This is a genomic window from Massilia agilis, from assembly GCF_024756255.1.
Lineage (GTDB): Bacteria > Pseudomonadota > Gammaproteobacteria > Burkholderiales > Burkholderiaceae_D > Telluria > Telluria agilis.
Map to the genome: position 1 here is coordinate 871,322 of NZ_JANUHB010000001.1, position 13,713 is coordinate 885,034.

General features: G+C 67.6%; 12 protein-coding genes. 4 read left to right on the forward strand and 8 right to left on the reverse strand.

The features are described 5' to 3' along the window. Positions 1-72: 72 nt before the first annotated feature. From NX774_RS03970 to NX774_RS03980, 3 genes are all read right to left on the reverse strand, one after another. Positions 73-1,431, reverse strand: coding sequence for a cytochrome-c peroxidase (locus NX774_RS03970; RefSeq protein ID WP_258820856.1), 1,359 nt, complete (start codon positions 1,429-1,431; stop codon positions 73-75). Positions 1,432-1,688: 257 nt separating this feature from the next. Continuing rightward, positions 1,689-2,720 carry a trypsin-like serine protease gene (locus tag NX774_RS03975; protein ID WP_258820857.1) on the reverse strand — a complete coding sequence of 344 codons (1,032 nt, stop codon included), beginning with the start codon at positions 2,718-2,720 and terminating at the stop codon, positions 1,689-1,691. Positions 2,721-2,956: 236 nt separating this feature from the next. Beyond that, a complete protein-coding gene (locus NX774_RS03980; protein ID WP_258820858.1) occupies positions 2,957-3,415 on the reverse strand; it encodes an RES family NAD+ phosphorylase in 459 nt (152 codons plus the stop codon). A 196-nt stretch (positions 3,416-3,611) separates the two neighbouring features. On the opposite strand from NX774_RS03980, the gene NX774_RS03985 reads away from it, so the two are divergent. Continuing rightward, a complete protein-coding gene (locus NX774_RS03985; RefSeq protein ID WP_258820859.1) occupies positions 3,612-5,120 on the forward strand; it encodes a peptide MFS transporter in 1,509 nt (502 codons plus the stop codon). Between the two features lie 4 nt (positions 5,121-5,124). Next, entirely contained in the window at positions 5,125-5,661 is a 537-nt protein-coding gene (locus NX774_RS03990; RefSeq protein ID WP_258820860.1) for a GNAT family N-acetyltransferase, read from the forward strand. Between the two features lie 20 nt (positions 5,662-5,681). Here the strand turns inward: NX774_RS03990 and NX774_RS03995 are convergent, their stop codons facing one another. Together NX774_RS03995 and NX774_RS04000 are read right to left on the reverse strand one after the other, a co-directional pair. Beyond that, on the reverse strand, positions 5,682-6,827 hold the full coding sequence (locus NX774_RS03995) for an AI-2E family transporter (RefSeq protein WP_258820861.1): 1,146 nt from the start codon (positions 6,825-6,827) through the stop codon (positions 5,682-5,684). 105 nt (positions 6,828-6,932) lie between these two features. Further along, positions 6,933-9,116, reverse strand: coding sequence for a patatin-like phospholipase family protein (locus NX774_RS04000; protein WP_258820862.1), 2,184 nt, complete (start codon positions 9,114-9,116; stop codon positions 6,933-6,935). 198 nt (positions 9,117-9,314) lie between these two features. Here NX774_RS04000 and NX774_RS04005 point away from each other — a divergent pair, with 198 nt between their 5' ends. Beyond that, on the forward strand, positions 9,315-10,001 hold the full coding sequence (locus tag NX774_RS04005; RefSeq protein ID WP_258820863.1) for a DUF3313 domain-containing protein: 687 nt from the start codon (positions 9,315-9,317) through the stop codon (positions 9,999-10,001). A gap of 16 nt (positions 10,002-10,017) precedes the next feature. After that, positions 10,018-10,485: a glycine zipper domain-containing protein gene (locus tag NX774_RS04010; protein ID WP_258820864.1), complete on the forward strand. Its 468-nt coding sequence runs from the start codon at positions 10,018-10,020 to the stop codon at positions 10,483-10,485. A 151-nt stretch (positions 10,486-10,636) separates the two neighbouring features. Here NX774_RS04010 and NX774_RS04015 read toward each other — a convergent pair whose 3' ends face one another. Genes NX774_RS04015 through NX774_RS04025 form a run of 3 tightly spaced genes read right to left on the reverse strand, consistent with a single transcriptional unit; the run spans position 10,637 to position 13,711 of the window. Further along, positions 10,637-11,422, reverse strand: a complete 786-nt coding sequence (locus tag NX774_RS04015; protein WP_258820865.1) for a hypothetical protein — start codon at positions 11,420-11,422, stop codon at positions 10,637-10,639. 20 nt (positions 11,423-11,442) lie between these two features. Further along, positions 11,443-12,273 (reverse strand): DUF2092 domain-containing protein, encoded by an 831-nt coding sequence (locus tag NX774_RS04020; RefSeq protein ID WP_258820866.1) that lies wholly within the window; start codon positions 12,271-12,273, stop codon positions 11,443-11,445. A gap of 10 nt (positions 12,274-12,283) precedes the next feature. Further along, positions 12,284-13,711 carry an efflux transporter outer membrane subunit gene (locus tag NX774_RS04025; RefSeq protein WP_258820867.1) on the reverse strand — a complete coding sequence of 476 codons (1,428 nt, stop codon included), beginning with the start codon at positions 13,709-13,711 and terminating at the stop codon, positions 12,284-12,286. Positions 13,712-13,713: the final 2 nt, after the last annotated feature.

Below are 13,713 nucleotides of genomic sequence, written 5' to 3' on the forward strand. Positions count from 1 at the left end.
CCACGCGTCCAAGGAACGCCGGACTAGCTGCGCAGCTTCTTGCGGAACGCGTGGGCGGGAAACCCGCCCACCCTACCGGCAGCCCTCGAATTTCAGGAACTGAGGGCCACTGGGCAGCTTGTCCGGCACCAGCTTGCACATCTCGCCGGGCTTGACGCGCTCGTCCAGCAAGCCATTGCGCAGAAAATCCACCAGGTCGGCAAACTCCTGCTCCGTCAGCGCGACCGCCTTGCCCAGCTTCGGATCGAGGGTTGCGCTCACCTTGTCGACCGGCGCCGTGCGGCCCACCAGATCAGGCGCCACGCCTGCCTTCGCCGCGTCGTAGTTCTTCAGCGATGCGATCACGTCCAGGTGATGCCGCACCGCGTCCTCCAGCCTCACGAATGCCCCGTTGTGGAAGAACGCCGGCTGCACCGCGAGGTTACGCAGCGGCGAAGTGCGGAACTTGTAGCGGTCCCCGATCTCGCCCGTCACCTGCTCGAGCCCGAAGTCCTCGTTCTCATCGGGCCCGTCGAAGATCGTATTGCCTTTACCTGGGCCGAACGCTGGCGCGATCTGCGGCACGCCGATGTTGTGCATCCTGAAGTCGCTGAACATCTCGTTGGATTCGCCCCGCACCCCGTGGCAGGCGACGCAGTTGGCCTTGCCGAAGAAAAGCAGCGCCCCATGCTTTTGCGAGACCGTCATCGCACCCGTGTCCCCGCGCGCAAAGCGGTCCAGCGGCGCGTTGGCGCGCACCAGCGTGAACTCGAATTCTGCAATCGCCTTGGCGAACATGTCGATGTCCACCGGGCCGCCGAACTTCTGCACGTACTCGGGCACCGCGTTCAGCCGCTGGACCACAACGTCCCGGATCGCATCGTTGCGCCATCCGCTCGCGTCCAGCCCCGGCACGCGCATGCCCTTGCCATCGTCGAACACCTGCAGCCGTGGGTTGATCCCGTCCAGCACACCGGTAAAGCCGGCCGCTTCGTTCAGCTCCGTTGGCGGCATGTGCGCCTGCGCGACCAGCAGGTGCGGGTACCGGGAATTGTTCGGGCCAAATTTGCTGACACCTTCCGGCAGCGGGAACTGATAGCCGAGCGCATTGTTGAACGGGTCACCGGACAATGCCGCAAAGCGTCCGTTCCACATCAGCCTGGGATAGAACGCCACATTGACCACCGTCGGCGTGCGCCGCTGGTTACGCGGGCCAAGCCGGTGCGGCCCGACCAGCAGGTTGCTCTGGATGCCGATCGCCATCGGCTGCGAGTCGCCAAAGCCATTGGTTGGCGCGTGGCAGCCGGCGCAGGTGTTGTCATTGTGCAGATTCGAGATCCGGTCGAAGAACAACAGCCTGCCCACATCGGCCAGTTTGGGATCGAGCTTGCGGCCAAGGCGCCGCTCCAGGCTCTCTTCCACCCTGCCGGTAAAGCCCTGCTCGTGCAGCACGGCAGACAGCCTTTCATCGATCGGGTCCCCGGCGGCCGGTTGTGACGTTCCCCCATCCGGCCCGCCACAACCGGCAAGCAGCACCGCGAGCCATGTCCATATGAAGGCGGGCCGGCGGCCAACTCGTGGCGCCTCTTTTCGCATTTCGTTCTCCCTGTTTTGCGCTCTTCGTTGCCATACAGGAAGAATCTATAGTGGTTCGCGAACGAAAAAAAAGACGACCCGTCAAAGGTCGTCTCTTTTGCAGGCGAGGCAGATCAAGCAACGCGTCGGCGCGAGCGCAACAACAGCACCGCACCCAGGCCCAGCAGCGCCAGGCTGCCCGGTTCCGGCACGAAAGTGATGCCCTCGCCTGCGGCGGCGCCAAGGTAGTTTTTGTAGCTGCTCAGCAGAATGCCACCGAAATACGTGCCGAAGGTGCCCGGCGTCTGGCCACTGAAGGTGCCGCTGAACGTGTTGTTCGCGGCCAGCATCAGCTCGCCGTACATGTTGACGAACGACGGACCGCCCGAGTCGCCACCGCCAATGCCGGACTCGCGGTCGTTCGGCAGCACGGGGCTGCAGGCGTGGAACAAGCTGCAGAAGGTGTCCTTGCCGTTGCCGTCGAAGTCGGCGTACCAGACTTCGTTGGCGCCGCCCCAGCCCTGCTCGTCGTTGCCGTCGAACAGGTCCACGTAGTTTTCGCCGGTACGCTTCACGTGGAAGCTGGGGTTGACGTAGTAGCCGTTGACGCCATCGCCCGAGGTGCCGTAGCCGGCCATGGTGATGTGCGTGCCGGCATTGAGCCGGTTGGCGGCGATCTTGTAGCTGCGGGCCGAGGCCGGGGCGTCCTGGGCCAGCGTGATGACGGAGATGTCATCGTTCACGCAAAACGAGTTGATGCCCGGCGGGCAGTAGCCGAAGCCCTGGTAATTCGGGTTCATGTTCACGCTGGAGGCGTTGATGATGGCGGTGTACTTGTCGCCGGTATTGTTGAACACCACGCGCACCGCGTTGTTCGGCTTTTTCAGGTCGATCACCGTACCGTGGCCGTCGATGTCCACGCAGTGCCCGGCCGAGACGACGGTGCGCTTGCCGACCAAGGCGCCGGAGCAGATGTACGACAGCTGCTTGCCGCTGGCGTCCGGGTACACGATGTTGATGCTGACAACGCCCGAGAAGGCGGACGAGGCCGTGTTCGCGTCCACGTGCGCGGACGGCGAATCGGGCAGCGCGCCCGAGGTGATCAGCGGGGTGAAGTTGCCGTTCTCAATCGTCGAAGCCTGGGCCGCCAGTGCCAGAGCGGACATCGCACTTGCGGCGACTGCATGACCCATCATTTTTTTGAAGTGGAAATTCAAGGTTTGCATTTTTTTTCCTTGTCATTGGTGAGCGTTTCCCGGCTTGATGAGCGCATCTGCCGTACGCGGAACTGACTTAAAGCACAAGCTGTGCCAATAGGAAAAAAAATGCTTTCTTTCAATGAGTTAGCCAGCTAACACAAGGCAGTAAAAGTGCCGAGTGTAAAGTTTCCCGACACCAAAACTCAGCGCTTGAACATGCGCGGGTCGAAGCTGAAGGGGCGCACCACCTCGAGCCGCACGCGGTCGTAGGCAGGATGCAGCGGGTTGATGACGAGATTGACTCCCTCGTGCACGATGACCGAAGGAACGCGCATGTAAAGATGGGAGGCGGACTGCAGGAAACGCGTGCCGAACTCGGCGGCCGGTTGGGAACCAGGTAGCGCGTTCCAGCCCGGTGGCAGTTTGTGGGCCGGCACGTCCAGGCCGAACGAGGGATCGTCGGGCAGGTCGATTGCAACCAGGACCAGGTTCTGCTCGCCTTCGTCCGCGTGGACGAACTTTTCGAGCACGCCGAGCTCGGCAGTGGTGGCCGCGTACAGCGCCGGGACGCCAGGCCGGTGCCAGTGGCCCCCGCTTTCCTGTGCGCCCTTGCAGGAACGATCGAGCGCCGCTTCTTCTATCGCAATACGCCAGCTCCTCATCTTTGGAACAATCCTCCGCTGCGCTCACTCGGGTAGGCCGAGGATACACCCGAGGCTGCGCACGCCCGCGCACGGATGCCGGGTTGGCGGCCCGCTGCGCTGGTCGTTTCAACATTGCATCTTCAGTTTCTGTCGCGTAGCATCGCACCCATTGCCGCGGGGACCCGCGCGGCCCCCATATTGACAAGGGAGACAAATGAAACCTGAAACATTGCCAGCGCGGACCGTCTCGCCGACCCGCTCGTTCATGACGCTCGTGCTGATCGAGCTGTGGGAACGCTTCGGCTACTACGGCATGCAAGCGCTGATCGTGTATTACATGGTGCAGCGCCTCGGCTTCAACGACGAGCGTGCGAACCTGGTGTGGAGCGCGGCAGCGGCACTGATCTACGTGGCGCCGGCGATTGGCGGCTGGATCGGCGACAAGGTGCTGGGCACCAAGCGCACCGCCGTGCTGGGCGCAATGATCCTGACCGTTGGCTATGCGCTGATGGCCGTGCCCACCGAGAACACCTGGTTCCTGTTCTGCGCGCTGGGCGTGGTGGTGGTCGGCAACGGCCTGTTCAAGCCGAACAACGCCAACCTGGTGCGCAAGAACTACGAAGGCGACGACTCGAAGATCGACAGCGCCTTCACGATTTATTACATGTCGGTGAACGTCGGCTCGACCTTCTCGATGCTGGCCACGCCGTGGATCAAGGACTACGTGAACGCCACCTACGGCGGCGAGCTCGGCTGGCACGTCGCGTTCGCGGTGTGCAGCGTGGGCCTGGTACTGGGCCTGTTCAACGTGGCGCTGATGCGCCACACGATCCATCATCTCGGCTCGCCGCCGGACCGCGCGCCGCTGGACTACGGCAAGCTGGCCATGGTGCTGGGCGGTGGCGTGATCGTGGCCGGCGCCTCGGCGGTGATCCTCGAATACCAGGCGCTGGCGCGCGCGTTCGTGTACATCGCCGGCATCGTGGTGCTGGGCATCTTCGTCCACCTGATCCGCAAGAGTGCCGCCAGCGAGCGTTCGGGCCTGATCGCGGCGCTCGTGCTGACGCTGCAGACCGTGTTCTTCTTCATCTTCTACCAGCAGATGTCCACCTCGCTGTCGCTGTTCGCGCTGCGTAACGTGGACCTGGACTTCTCGCTGTTCGGCATGCACCTGTTCGACTGGGCGCCGGCGCAGTTCCAGGCCCTGAACGCGATCTGGATCATGGTGCTCTCGCCGGTGCTGGCGTGGATCTACACCAAGGCCGGCAAGAGCGGCAAGGACTTGTCGATCGCGGCCAAGTTCGCGCTCGGCTTTTCGGTGGTGGCGGTCGGCTTCTTCATCTACGGCGTGGCGGGCCAGTTCGCCGTGGGCGGCAAGACTTCGTCGTGGATCATGATCTGGGGTTACGGCTTCTATTCGCTGGGCGAGCTGCTGGTGTCCGGCCTGGGCCTGGCGATGATTGCGCGCTACGTGCCGGAGCGCATGAGCGGCTTCATGATGGGCGCTTATTACGTCGGCACCGGCATTTCGCAGTACCTGGGCGGCGTGGTGGCCAACTACGCGAGCGTGCCACAGAACCTGGTGGACCCGATGCAGACGCTGCCGATCTACACCAGCCTGTTCAACAAACTGGGCATCGGTGCGGTGGCCTGCACCCTGCTCGCGCTGGCCGTGCTGCCGCTGCTGCGCAAGCTGACTGCGGTGCACCAGTCGCACAGCTAGGCCGATGATCCTCGAGACCGCCCGCCTGCGGCTGGTGCCGATGGCCGACGAACACCTCGACGGCCTGTCGGCGATGAACAGCGATCCGGCCGTCATGCGTTTCATCACGGGTGAGCCGGAAAGCCGCGAGGCCACGCTCGCCATGATCGGCCGCGTCAAGCAGCGCTGGGCGGACTGGGGCTTTTCGTGGTGGTCGCTGTTGGAGAAGGACAGCGGCCAGATCATTGGCGCCGGTGGGGTGCAGTACCTCGGCTTTAATCCCGCCAATCCCCACGAAATCGGCTGGCGCCTGCGGGCCGACAAGTGGGGCCAGGGCTACGCCTCGGAAGCGGCGCGCTGCATGACCCGGTTCGCGTTCGAGCAATTGCAAGCGCCGCTGCTGTGCGCGATCTGCCATCCGGACAACCGCAATTCTTCGCGCCTGATGGAACGGCTGGGCATGCGCTACCGCGGCCAGCAGGAGTGGCACGGCATGCCCACTTCGGTGTACGACATTGCGCGCGAGGCCTGGCTGCGCGCCAATTCCGGCCCCGGGCGCTGAACGGCCCTCCCCTCTCGCCTTCAGGTCGGCTGGCTGCGCTGCTCACCGGCAGCCCCGGCCGCAAACCCCGGGGGCATCGCCTGCGGCACTCCGCCCGGCGGCGCGCCTGCAGCGCCAGGCCCGGCGGCCGGACGGGCCGCCGCTGCGGTCACCTCGGTCCAGGTGCTCAGCACGGCGTGCGCCACCGCCAGCAAGGTGGGCCCGACAAACACGCCGAGGAGCCCGAAGGCCGCCGCGCCGCCGATCACGCCCAGCAGGATCAGGACGAACGGGATCGGGCTGCTCCTGCCGATGATCAGGGGCTTGAGCACGTTGTCCACCCCGATGCCGATCACGAGCGACCACACCACCAGGAACGCCGCCCAGCCGGGCGCGCCCTGCTGCACCAGCCAGATCGCGCCCGGCACCACCACCAGCAGCGGACCGCCGGGCAGGATCGCCAGCACGAAGGTGATCAGCCCGAGCAGCGCCGGCGACGGCAAGCCGGCGATCCAGTAGCCGATGCCGCACAGCAGCCCCTGCGCCAGCGAGGTGCCGAGGATGCCGTACACCACGCCTTTCACCGTCGAGCCGATCAGCGTGAGCAGGGCCGGCGCGCGCGCGCCGGCGATGCGCTGCATGACCACGAACAGCGCCTTGCCGATCGCGTCGCCGCTCAGGTAAAAGAACATGGCAAACAAGACGCTGACCACCATCAAGCCCAGGCCGGACAGGATCGCCAGCGCGGCCCCGAGCGCGCCGCGCAGCACCGGCCCGGACAGCTCGCGCAGGCGCGCCACCATCTCCGGATTGCGGGCGGCGATGTCCTGCCAGGCCTGGTCCAGGCGCGCGCCGACCAGCGGCAAGTGGGTCAGCCAGTCGGGCAGCGGCGGCACGCCGGCGGCGAGGCGCTCCCTGGCCAGCCCGACCAGTTGCGGCACCCGGGCCGAGAATGACAGGCCGGCATAGAACAGCGGCAGGATCACGACCAGCAGGATCAGCAGCCCGACCAGTAGCGCGCCCGCCACCCGGTGGCCGTGCAGCACGCGGGTGAGGCGCTGGAACGGCTGCCAGGTGCAATAGGCCAGGATCGCGCCCCACAGCAGCGCCGTGATGAAGGGCGCGATCACGATCAGCGCGCCGCCCGCCAGCACCAGCACGGCCACCACGCCGACCACTTGTTCCATCAATCGGTCAAATCGCACGGGACCTCCGTTCGCATCCAGGACGAGAGACGATTGTCGTGCCCCGCCCCGCGCCGACAAATTGGACCAAAGCCCAACGCCCTCCCCTCATGGCAAGCCCAGGAACAAGTAGATGCTGTGGTGCCCGCCCTTGGCATGGCCGTAGCCCAGGTAAAGCGGGCCGAGCGGGGTATCGCCGCCAAGGTAGAGCGAGGCGGCCTGCTGCCAGCCCTCGAGGTGGGTCTCGGTGAAGCGCTCGCGCGCCCTGCCGAACTCGAGCGAGACACCGGCGCGCAGGTCGCCCGACAGGCCCAGCGGCATGCGGCCGATGATCTTTTCGCCGCGCACGCTGAGAAAGCGGATGTCGCCGGCCAGGATCTGGTTGCGGGCGTAGCCGGACAAGGTGAAGAAGCCGCCCAGGGCGCCGGCGTCGCCGAGCGGCAGCTTGCCCTCCAGGCGGCGGAAATAGTAGTAGCGGGCATTGACCACGTACGGGTCCCAGGTATGGATGGCGCGCAAGTCGACGCCCAGGCGGCTGTAACCCATGCCCGGATTCTTGAAATAATTGGCGCTGGCGAACCAGCCGCGCGACGGGAAGAACACGCGGTCGGTCTGGTCCAGGTCGAGCACGGCGTTCCAGCCGCGCAGCGTGACCTTGCCAGTGGGCAGCGTCGGCGCGCCGGTTTCGATCGAGGTGTCGAGCTTGCGGTACAGCCAGCCGAGGCGGGCCTGGCCGAACACGCCGAAATTCATGCCGGCGGACAGGAACGCGCGCTTCTGGCGCAGGATGTATTCGGCGATGCGCTGGTCATCCTGGTACACGCGCAGGCGCTCGCGCGACAGCGCCCCGGCCGGTTCGATGAAGAAGCGCTGGCGCGGATCGAGCGGCTGGTAGAACTCGGTGAACAGGTTGCTGCGCTCGCCCAGCTGCGCGCCCGACAGCCACTCGCCGCCGTAGCCGTTGACCCACTTGCGGTGGTAGGCGCCGCGCACCTGGAAATCGTTCTGCTTGTCGCCGGCCTCCACGCTCACGCCGAAGCGCAGGTAATCCGGGCCCCAGCTCTTTTCGACGGGGTTGATGAGCAGGGTATTGCGCCCGGGCGCCACCTGCATCAGGTAGTCGACGCTTTCGAAGTCGCCATCCCCATAAATTCGCAACAGGTCGCGTTCCAGCACCTGGGTGTCGAGCTGCTGGCCGGGCGAAATCTCGATGTGCTTGGCCACGTTCTCGGGGTTCACGTGGCGCAGCGGCGCAATCCGGATCTCGTCCACGCGCGGCAGCGGCGGCAGTGCCGAGCGCAGCTTGTGCGTCCAGGCGGCGTATTGCTGCTCGGTCACCGAATAGCGCCGAAGCTTGTCGGCCACCGCCAGCGCCGCCGCCCGGCCGCTGGCGGCGCCCTCGCGGAACTTGACGAAATCGGCGGCCGTGATGCCCTCCAGCCCGGGCTTGATATACACGTCGCGCGGGCCGATCGTCGCGCGCGAGATCACCGAGTTCTGCTCGGCCAGCACGTTGATCATCTGCCCGGTCACCGCGGCGATCGAATCGACGTCCTCGGGCCGGGACAGCGGCGAGCCGACGTCCACCGCGATGACCACCTCGGCATTGCAGCGCAGCTTGACTTCGTCGATCGGCAGGTTGTCCACCAGCCCGCCATCGACCAGCTTCAGGCCGCGGTACGGCACCGGCGAGAGCAGCGCCGGCACCGACATGCTGGCGCGCATTGCCTCGGACAACTGGCCGTCGCGCAGCACCACCTTGTTGCCGGTGCCGATGTCGGTGGCCAGGATCGACAACGGCAGCGCCAGGTTCTCGATCTTGCGCTCGCCGCGCTCGGACCCGACCAGCGTGTTGAAGAACAGCTTGATCTTCTGGCCGCCGACCACGCCGTGCGCCATGCGCAGGCCGTGGTCTGTGACGCCGAACTCCAGGCCCGGATAGTAGGTCTCGGACAGGCGCCGCTCGCGGTAGTTGGTTTCGGTTTGCGAAGGATTGTCGTCGAACAGGTCGCGCCAGTCGACCGTGCCAAGCCGGGCGAGCATTTGCTGCGGCGTGAGCCCGCTGGCGTAGGCGCCGGACACCAGCGCGCCCATGCTGGTGCCGGCCACGCAATCGACCGGCACGCGCAACTGGTCGAGCACCTCGAGCACGCCGATGTGGGCGGTGCCGCGCGCGCCGCCGCCGCCCAGCACCAGGCCGATGCGCGGGCGCGCCGGCGCTTGCGCACCGGCCGCGCACGGCGCCAGCACGGATGCGGCGAGCACCAGGAGCAGCAGCTTGTTCAGGGACATGGGCATGGCGCGGGGCGCGACGGATCGACCGCGCTACTGTACCGGCCACGGCGGGGCGCACGGTTGCGCCCGCGCGCCGGGTTGACGCGCATCAAGCCGCAGCGCGGTCGCGCTGGGACCAAAGGTCAATGCCAACAATGACGTGCGCGCGTTACAGTGGTCCCGCAGGCCGCTGTGCAGGCGGCCAAAGGACCGATCATGAAATACTCATCAAGTGCAATCATCGTCACCCTGGCACTGCTCGGCGGCTGCAGCTCGCAGCCGACCACGACGCAGTCGGGGTTCCTGGGCGACTATTCGCAGCTCAAACCCGCGCCGGACCGTGAGGGGGTGATGCTGTACGTGGACAGGAACACCGACTTCAAGCCGTACACGAAGCTGATGTTCGATCCGGTCCAGGTGCTGGTGACCCAGCCGAAGGACCAGCCGCCAGTGCCGCCGGATGTGGTGCAGCGGATCGGCGCGCAGATGCAGCAATCGCTGCAGCGCGCGCTCGCGCCCGAGTACCAGGTCGTCACGCAGCCGGGCCCGGACGTGCTGCGCGTGCGCAGCGCGATTACCGGGCTGGAAGCGGCCAAGCCACCGGCGGGGGCGGTCGACTACCTCCCGTTCAAGGCGGTCTATAACGTCGGCCGGGAAGCGGCCGGTGGCGGCCCGCGCGTGGCCGAGATCAAGGCGGAGCTGGAAGTGCTGGACCCGAGCGGCAAGCGGGTGGTGGCGGCCACCGTCACGCGCCGCGGCGACAAGCGCCTGCCGCAGGGCGACCAGATCACCTGGGAGGCGCTGCCGCCGATCACCGACTACTGGGCCAGGAATTTCCGCGCGCGCCTGGACGAACTGCGTGGCGTGAAGCCGCCGCCGGTCGCCGCGAACGAAGCACGCTAGACGCAAGGGGAACGCCATGCAGATCAAACCCGGCGCCGTGGTCCTGCTCGTGCTGGCGCTGCCGTTGGCGGCGCCAGCGCAGCAGCCGAGCGCCTATCCGAGCAAGGGCCAGTCCACCGCGCAGCAAAACAAGGACGAGGGCGAGTGCCACGTGTGGGCCAGGAACAAGACCGGGGTCGATCCGGCCGCGCTGGCGGCCAACCCGCCGCCGCAGGAGACCGGACCGGCGGTCGGCGGCGGCGAGCGTGCACGCGGGGCCGCGCGCGGCGCGCTCGGGGGTGCAGCGATCGGCGCGATCGCCGGGGACACCGGCAAGGGCGCGGCCGTGGGCGCGGTGGGCGGCACGATGCTCGGCGGCCACAGGGCGCGGCAGAACCAGGCCGCCCGCAACCAGCAATCCCAGCAGCAACAGCAGGGCCAGCTGCAGACCTACAACAACGCGTACGCGGCCTGCATGAAGGGGCGCGGGTACACGCTGGGGTAGCCGCGATACCACCAACGTCGTCCCCGCGCAGGCGGGGATTCAAAGGCCGCTTGGGCAGCCGCCCGGCGCGCTGCAATCTCGAGGCAAGGCCGGCATGGGTCCCCGCCTGCGCGGGGACGAGGTGCCTGGTGTTTCCTGCACGACCGCGCGCTCAGCGCGGCGGCGCCACCGGCACGTACACCACGCCGTTGTTGCCGTAACCCGCGGCGTACCACGTCGATCCACAGTTGTAGTATGTCGCCCCGTTGACCGAGGTGGGCGCCACGCTGCATGGCGGCGCCGCCGTCACCGGCGCGGCGGCCACGACCGTGGTGGTGGACGGGGTGGTGGCAGCGACAGCCGCGCCTCCCACCACGGCGCCGGCCACAAAGCCGGCTGCCGCCGAGCCGCTGTCCCAGTCGTCGCAATCGTGGCAGCCACCGTAGTGATAGTCACCGTACGCCGCTTGCCGGTTGGACTGTGCCTGCGAGGCGCTCTGCTGCCGGTTGGCCTGCGCCTGCGAGGCGCTCTGCTGCCGGTTGGCCTGCGATTGCGATGCGCTCTGCTGGCGGTTGGCCTGCGATTGCGATGCGCTCTGCTGCCGGTTGGCCTGCGATTGCGACGCGCTCTGCTGCCGTTGTGCCTGCGCTTGCGATGCGTTCTGCTGCCGCTGTCCGGTCCCGCCGGCGCTGGCCGCTTGCTGGCGCCCGCCGCCGCCCTGTCCCGAGCGCTGGGCGGAGGACGGGGCGTGACCCGATCCGAACCCGCCGCTGGCGGCCGGCCCGGAACGGGAGAAGCCGCCGCCCCCGCCGCCGCCGGCCGCGCCACGCCCCCCCCCACCGCCGCCACCGCGACCGCCGCCACGCTGGGCCTGCGCCAGCTCGGACAGCCCGAACAGCGCCACACATGCGAGCAGCGCCCAGCGCGCCCGCCCCGATCGTTTCATCATCGTATTCATGCCACCCTCCCGCGTCATTGCTAGCGGCCCTTCCCGGCCGCGCGCGCCGCAGCCAGCTGGGCTTCGAACAATACCTTCTGCGCGCCGGCGGGGAACGCCGGCTGGAACGTCGCAGCGGTGATTGTCGGATTCAGGTTCCAGTCACTGAACTGCGCGCGAAACTCGGGCTGCCCCGGCTCCTCCTTGTAGGTCAGCACCACGCGCAGCGGCAGCGGCTGCGCGTCGTCACGCACCCAGACCTGGAAGTCCACCGTGTCGCCGCGCGCGGCCAGGTGGTGCGCGGGCACCCCGAACAGGTCGGTGTGCTCGACGTAATCGATGCTGCGCACGCGCCGCTCCAGCTCCACCGGAAGGCGGGTGAGCAGCAGCATTGCGAGCGGCACCCGGATGCCAAGGTCGCTCACGAAGTGCACGATGGACTCGTCCAGGCCAGCGGACTGCGGCGCGCTGGCATACACTTTGCGCGTCGCATCGATCAGCACCATCTCGGTGCCGGTGAACACTGCCGAGGTGCGGGCACCGTCGCTGCGCAGGGCCTCCACGCGCAGGCGGTCGGGCCGCTGCACCACGAGCTGGCGCCGCTCGCCGAACTCGATCTTCTGGCCGGATGCCTGCAGCACGTCGTAATTGTTGCTCACTGTCACAGAAAAGCGCGGCGCTGCGGCCAGGAACGTGGCCATGCGCTGCAGGATCTGCTTGGCCCGCAGCTGGCTTTCGGTTTGCGCGGCGGGCGGCCCCGCCGTTGGCGCGGGCGCAGCAGCCGGCGGCTGCGGCACCTGCCCGGCGGTGCCTGCCAGCGCCGCGGCCGCCGCCACCGCCATCGCACCGGCTGCAAGATTCACTCGTCTCATCGTCTTCTCCTCATTGTTGCGCCAGCGGCGTTGCCACCATCCGCTCGGCCTCGGTCACCCAGCCGCCGCCCATCGCCTTGTACAGGTTCACCAGCGAGACGAACACGTTGCCCTGGGTTTGGGAATACGCCACCTCGGCGCTGTACAGGTTGCGCTCGGCGTCGAGCACTTCGATATAACTGGTGTAGCCGTTGTCGTAACGCAGCCGTGCCAGCTCCAGGTAGCGGCGCAGCGTGGCCACCTGCTGTTCCTGGTAGGCGAGCTGCTCGCGCGCCTTGGTGTGCGACACCAGCGAATCGGACACCTCCCGGAACGCGGTCTGGATCGCCTGCTGGTAGGTCAGCAAGGCCTCGCGCTGCTGGCCCTCGGCGGTCTGCACGCTGCCCGCGATACCGCCGGCGGTGAAGATCGGCGCGGTGGCCGCGGCGCCGAACGCCCAGGCCTTGTTCGCGCCCTTGAACAGGCCGGAGAACTCGTTGCTGACGGCGCCGAACAGGCCCGTGAGCGAGATGGTCGGGAAGTATTGCGCGCGCGCCGCGCCGATCTGGGCGTTGGCCGCGACCAGTCGTTGTTCGGCCTGGCGCAGGTCCGGGCGCCGCTCGATCAGCTGCGACGGCAGCCCCGCGGGCACGGCCGGCAACTGCATGGCCGCCAGCTTGAGGCCTCCCTCGATGGGGCCGGGATTGCGGCCCAACAGCACCGACAGCGCGTCCTCGGCCTGGCCGATCTGGGCCTGGATCTGCGGGATGGTGACCAGCGAGGCCTCGTAGTCCGACTTGGTCTGGGCCAGCTCCAGCTCGGACACGGTGCCGCCCTCGAAGCGGTCCTTGAACAGCAGGTAGGACGCGCGGCGCGATGCCACGGTGTCCTGCGCAATTTCGAGCTGGCGATTGAGCTCGCGCAGCGTGATGTACGACGACGCCACCGACGACACCAGGGTCAGGATGGTCGCGCGCCGCCCCTCTTCGCTGGCCAGCACGTTGGCGCGCGCGGCCTCGGTCTGGCGCCGGCGCTTGCCGAACACGTCGATCTCCCAGTTCAGCGACAGCGCCGCGTCGTAGGTCTCGATGACCGAGCCGATCGCCCCGGGCGTGAGCGCCCGTTCGGACGGCGGCAAGCGCTGGCGCTGCCCGTTCAGCTGCGCGCCCACCTGCGGGAACAGGACCGAGCGCGTGCTGACGTACTGGCCGAGGAACTGGTCGATCCGCGCGGCGGCGATCTTGACGTCCTTGTTCTCATTGAGCGCGATGACGATCAACTGGTCCAGCTGCGGATCGTTGAACTGGCGCCACCAGGCGGTATTGGCCATGTCCCTCGCAGCGCGGATCTCGAACCGGAACGCGGCCGGCGCGTCCACCGCCGGGCGGCGGTAGTCGGGGCCGACGACGCAACCGGACATGACGGTTACGGCCGTGGCCAGCACCAGGGCTTTTCGCATTG

Bases quoted from the DNA above. Each gene is read 5' to 3' on its own strand.
- NX774_RS03995 (WP_258820861.1), bottom strand. From the start codon at position 6,827: ATGGAACAAGTGGTCGGCGTGGTGGCCGTGCTGGTGCTGGCGGGCGGC.
- NX774_RS04015 (WP_258820865.1), bottom strand. From the start codon at position 11,422: ATGAATACGATGATGAAACGATCGGGGCGGGCGCGCTGGGCGCTGCTC.
- NX774_RS04010 (WP_258820864.1), top strand. From the start codon at position 10,018: ATGCAGATCAAACCCGGCGCCGTGGTCCTGCTCGTGCTGGCGCTGCCG.
- NX774_RS03980 (WP_258820858.1), bottom strand. From the start codon at position 3,415: ATGAGGAGCTGGCGTATTGCGATAGAAGAAGCGGCGCTCGATCGTTCC.
- NX774_RS04025 (WP_258820867.1), bottom strand. From the start codon at position 13,711: ATGCGAAAAGCCCTGGTGCTGGCCACGGCCGTAACCGTCATGTCCGGT.
- NX774_RS03975 (WP_258820857.1), bottom strand. From the start codon at position 2,720: ATGTCCGCTCTGGCACTGGCGGCCCAGGCTTCGACGATTGAGAACGGC.
- NX774_RS04020 (WP_258820866.1), bottom strand. From the start codon at position 12,273: ATGAGACGAGTGAATCTTGCAGCCGGTGCGATGGCGGTGGCGGCGGCC.
- NX774_RS04005 (WP_258820863.1), top strand. From the start codon at position 9,315: ATGAAATACTCATCAAGTGCAATCATCGTCACCCTGGCACTGCTCGGC.
- NX774_RS03985 (WP_258820859.1), top strand. From the start codon at position 3,612: ATGAAACCTGAAACATTGCCAGCGCGGACCGTCTCGCCGACCCGCTCG.
- NX774_RS03990 (WP_258820860.1), top strand. From the start codon at position 5,125: ATGATCCTCGAGACCGCCCGCCTGCGGCTGGTGCCGATGGCCGACGAA.
- NX774_RS04000 (WP_258820862.1), bottom strand. From the start codon at position 9,116: ATGTCCCTGAACAAGCTGCTGCTCCTGGTGCTCGCCGCATCCGTGCTG.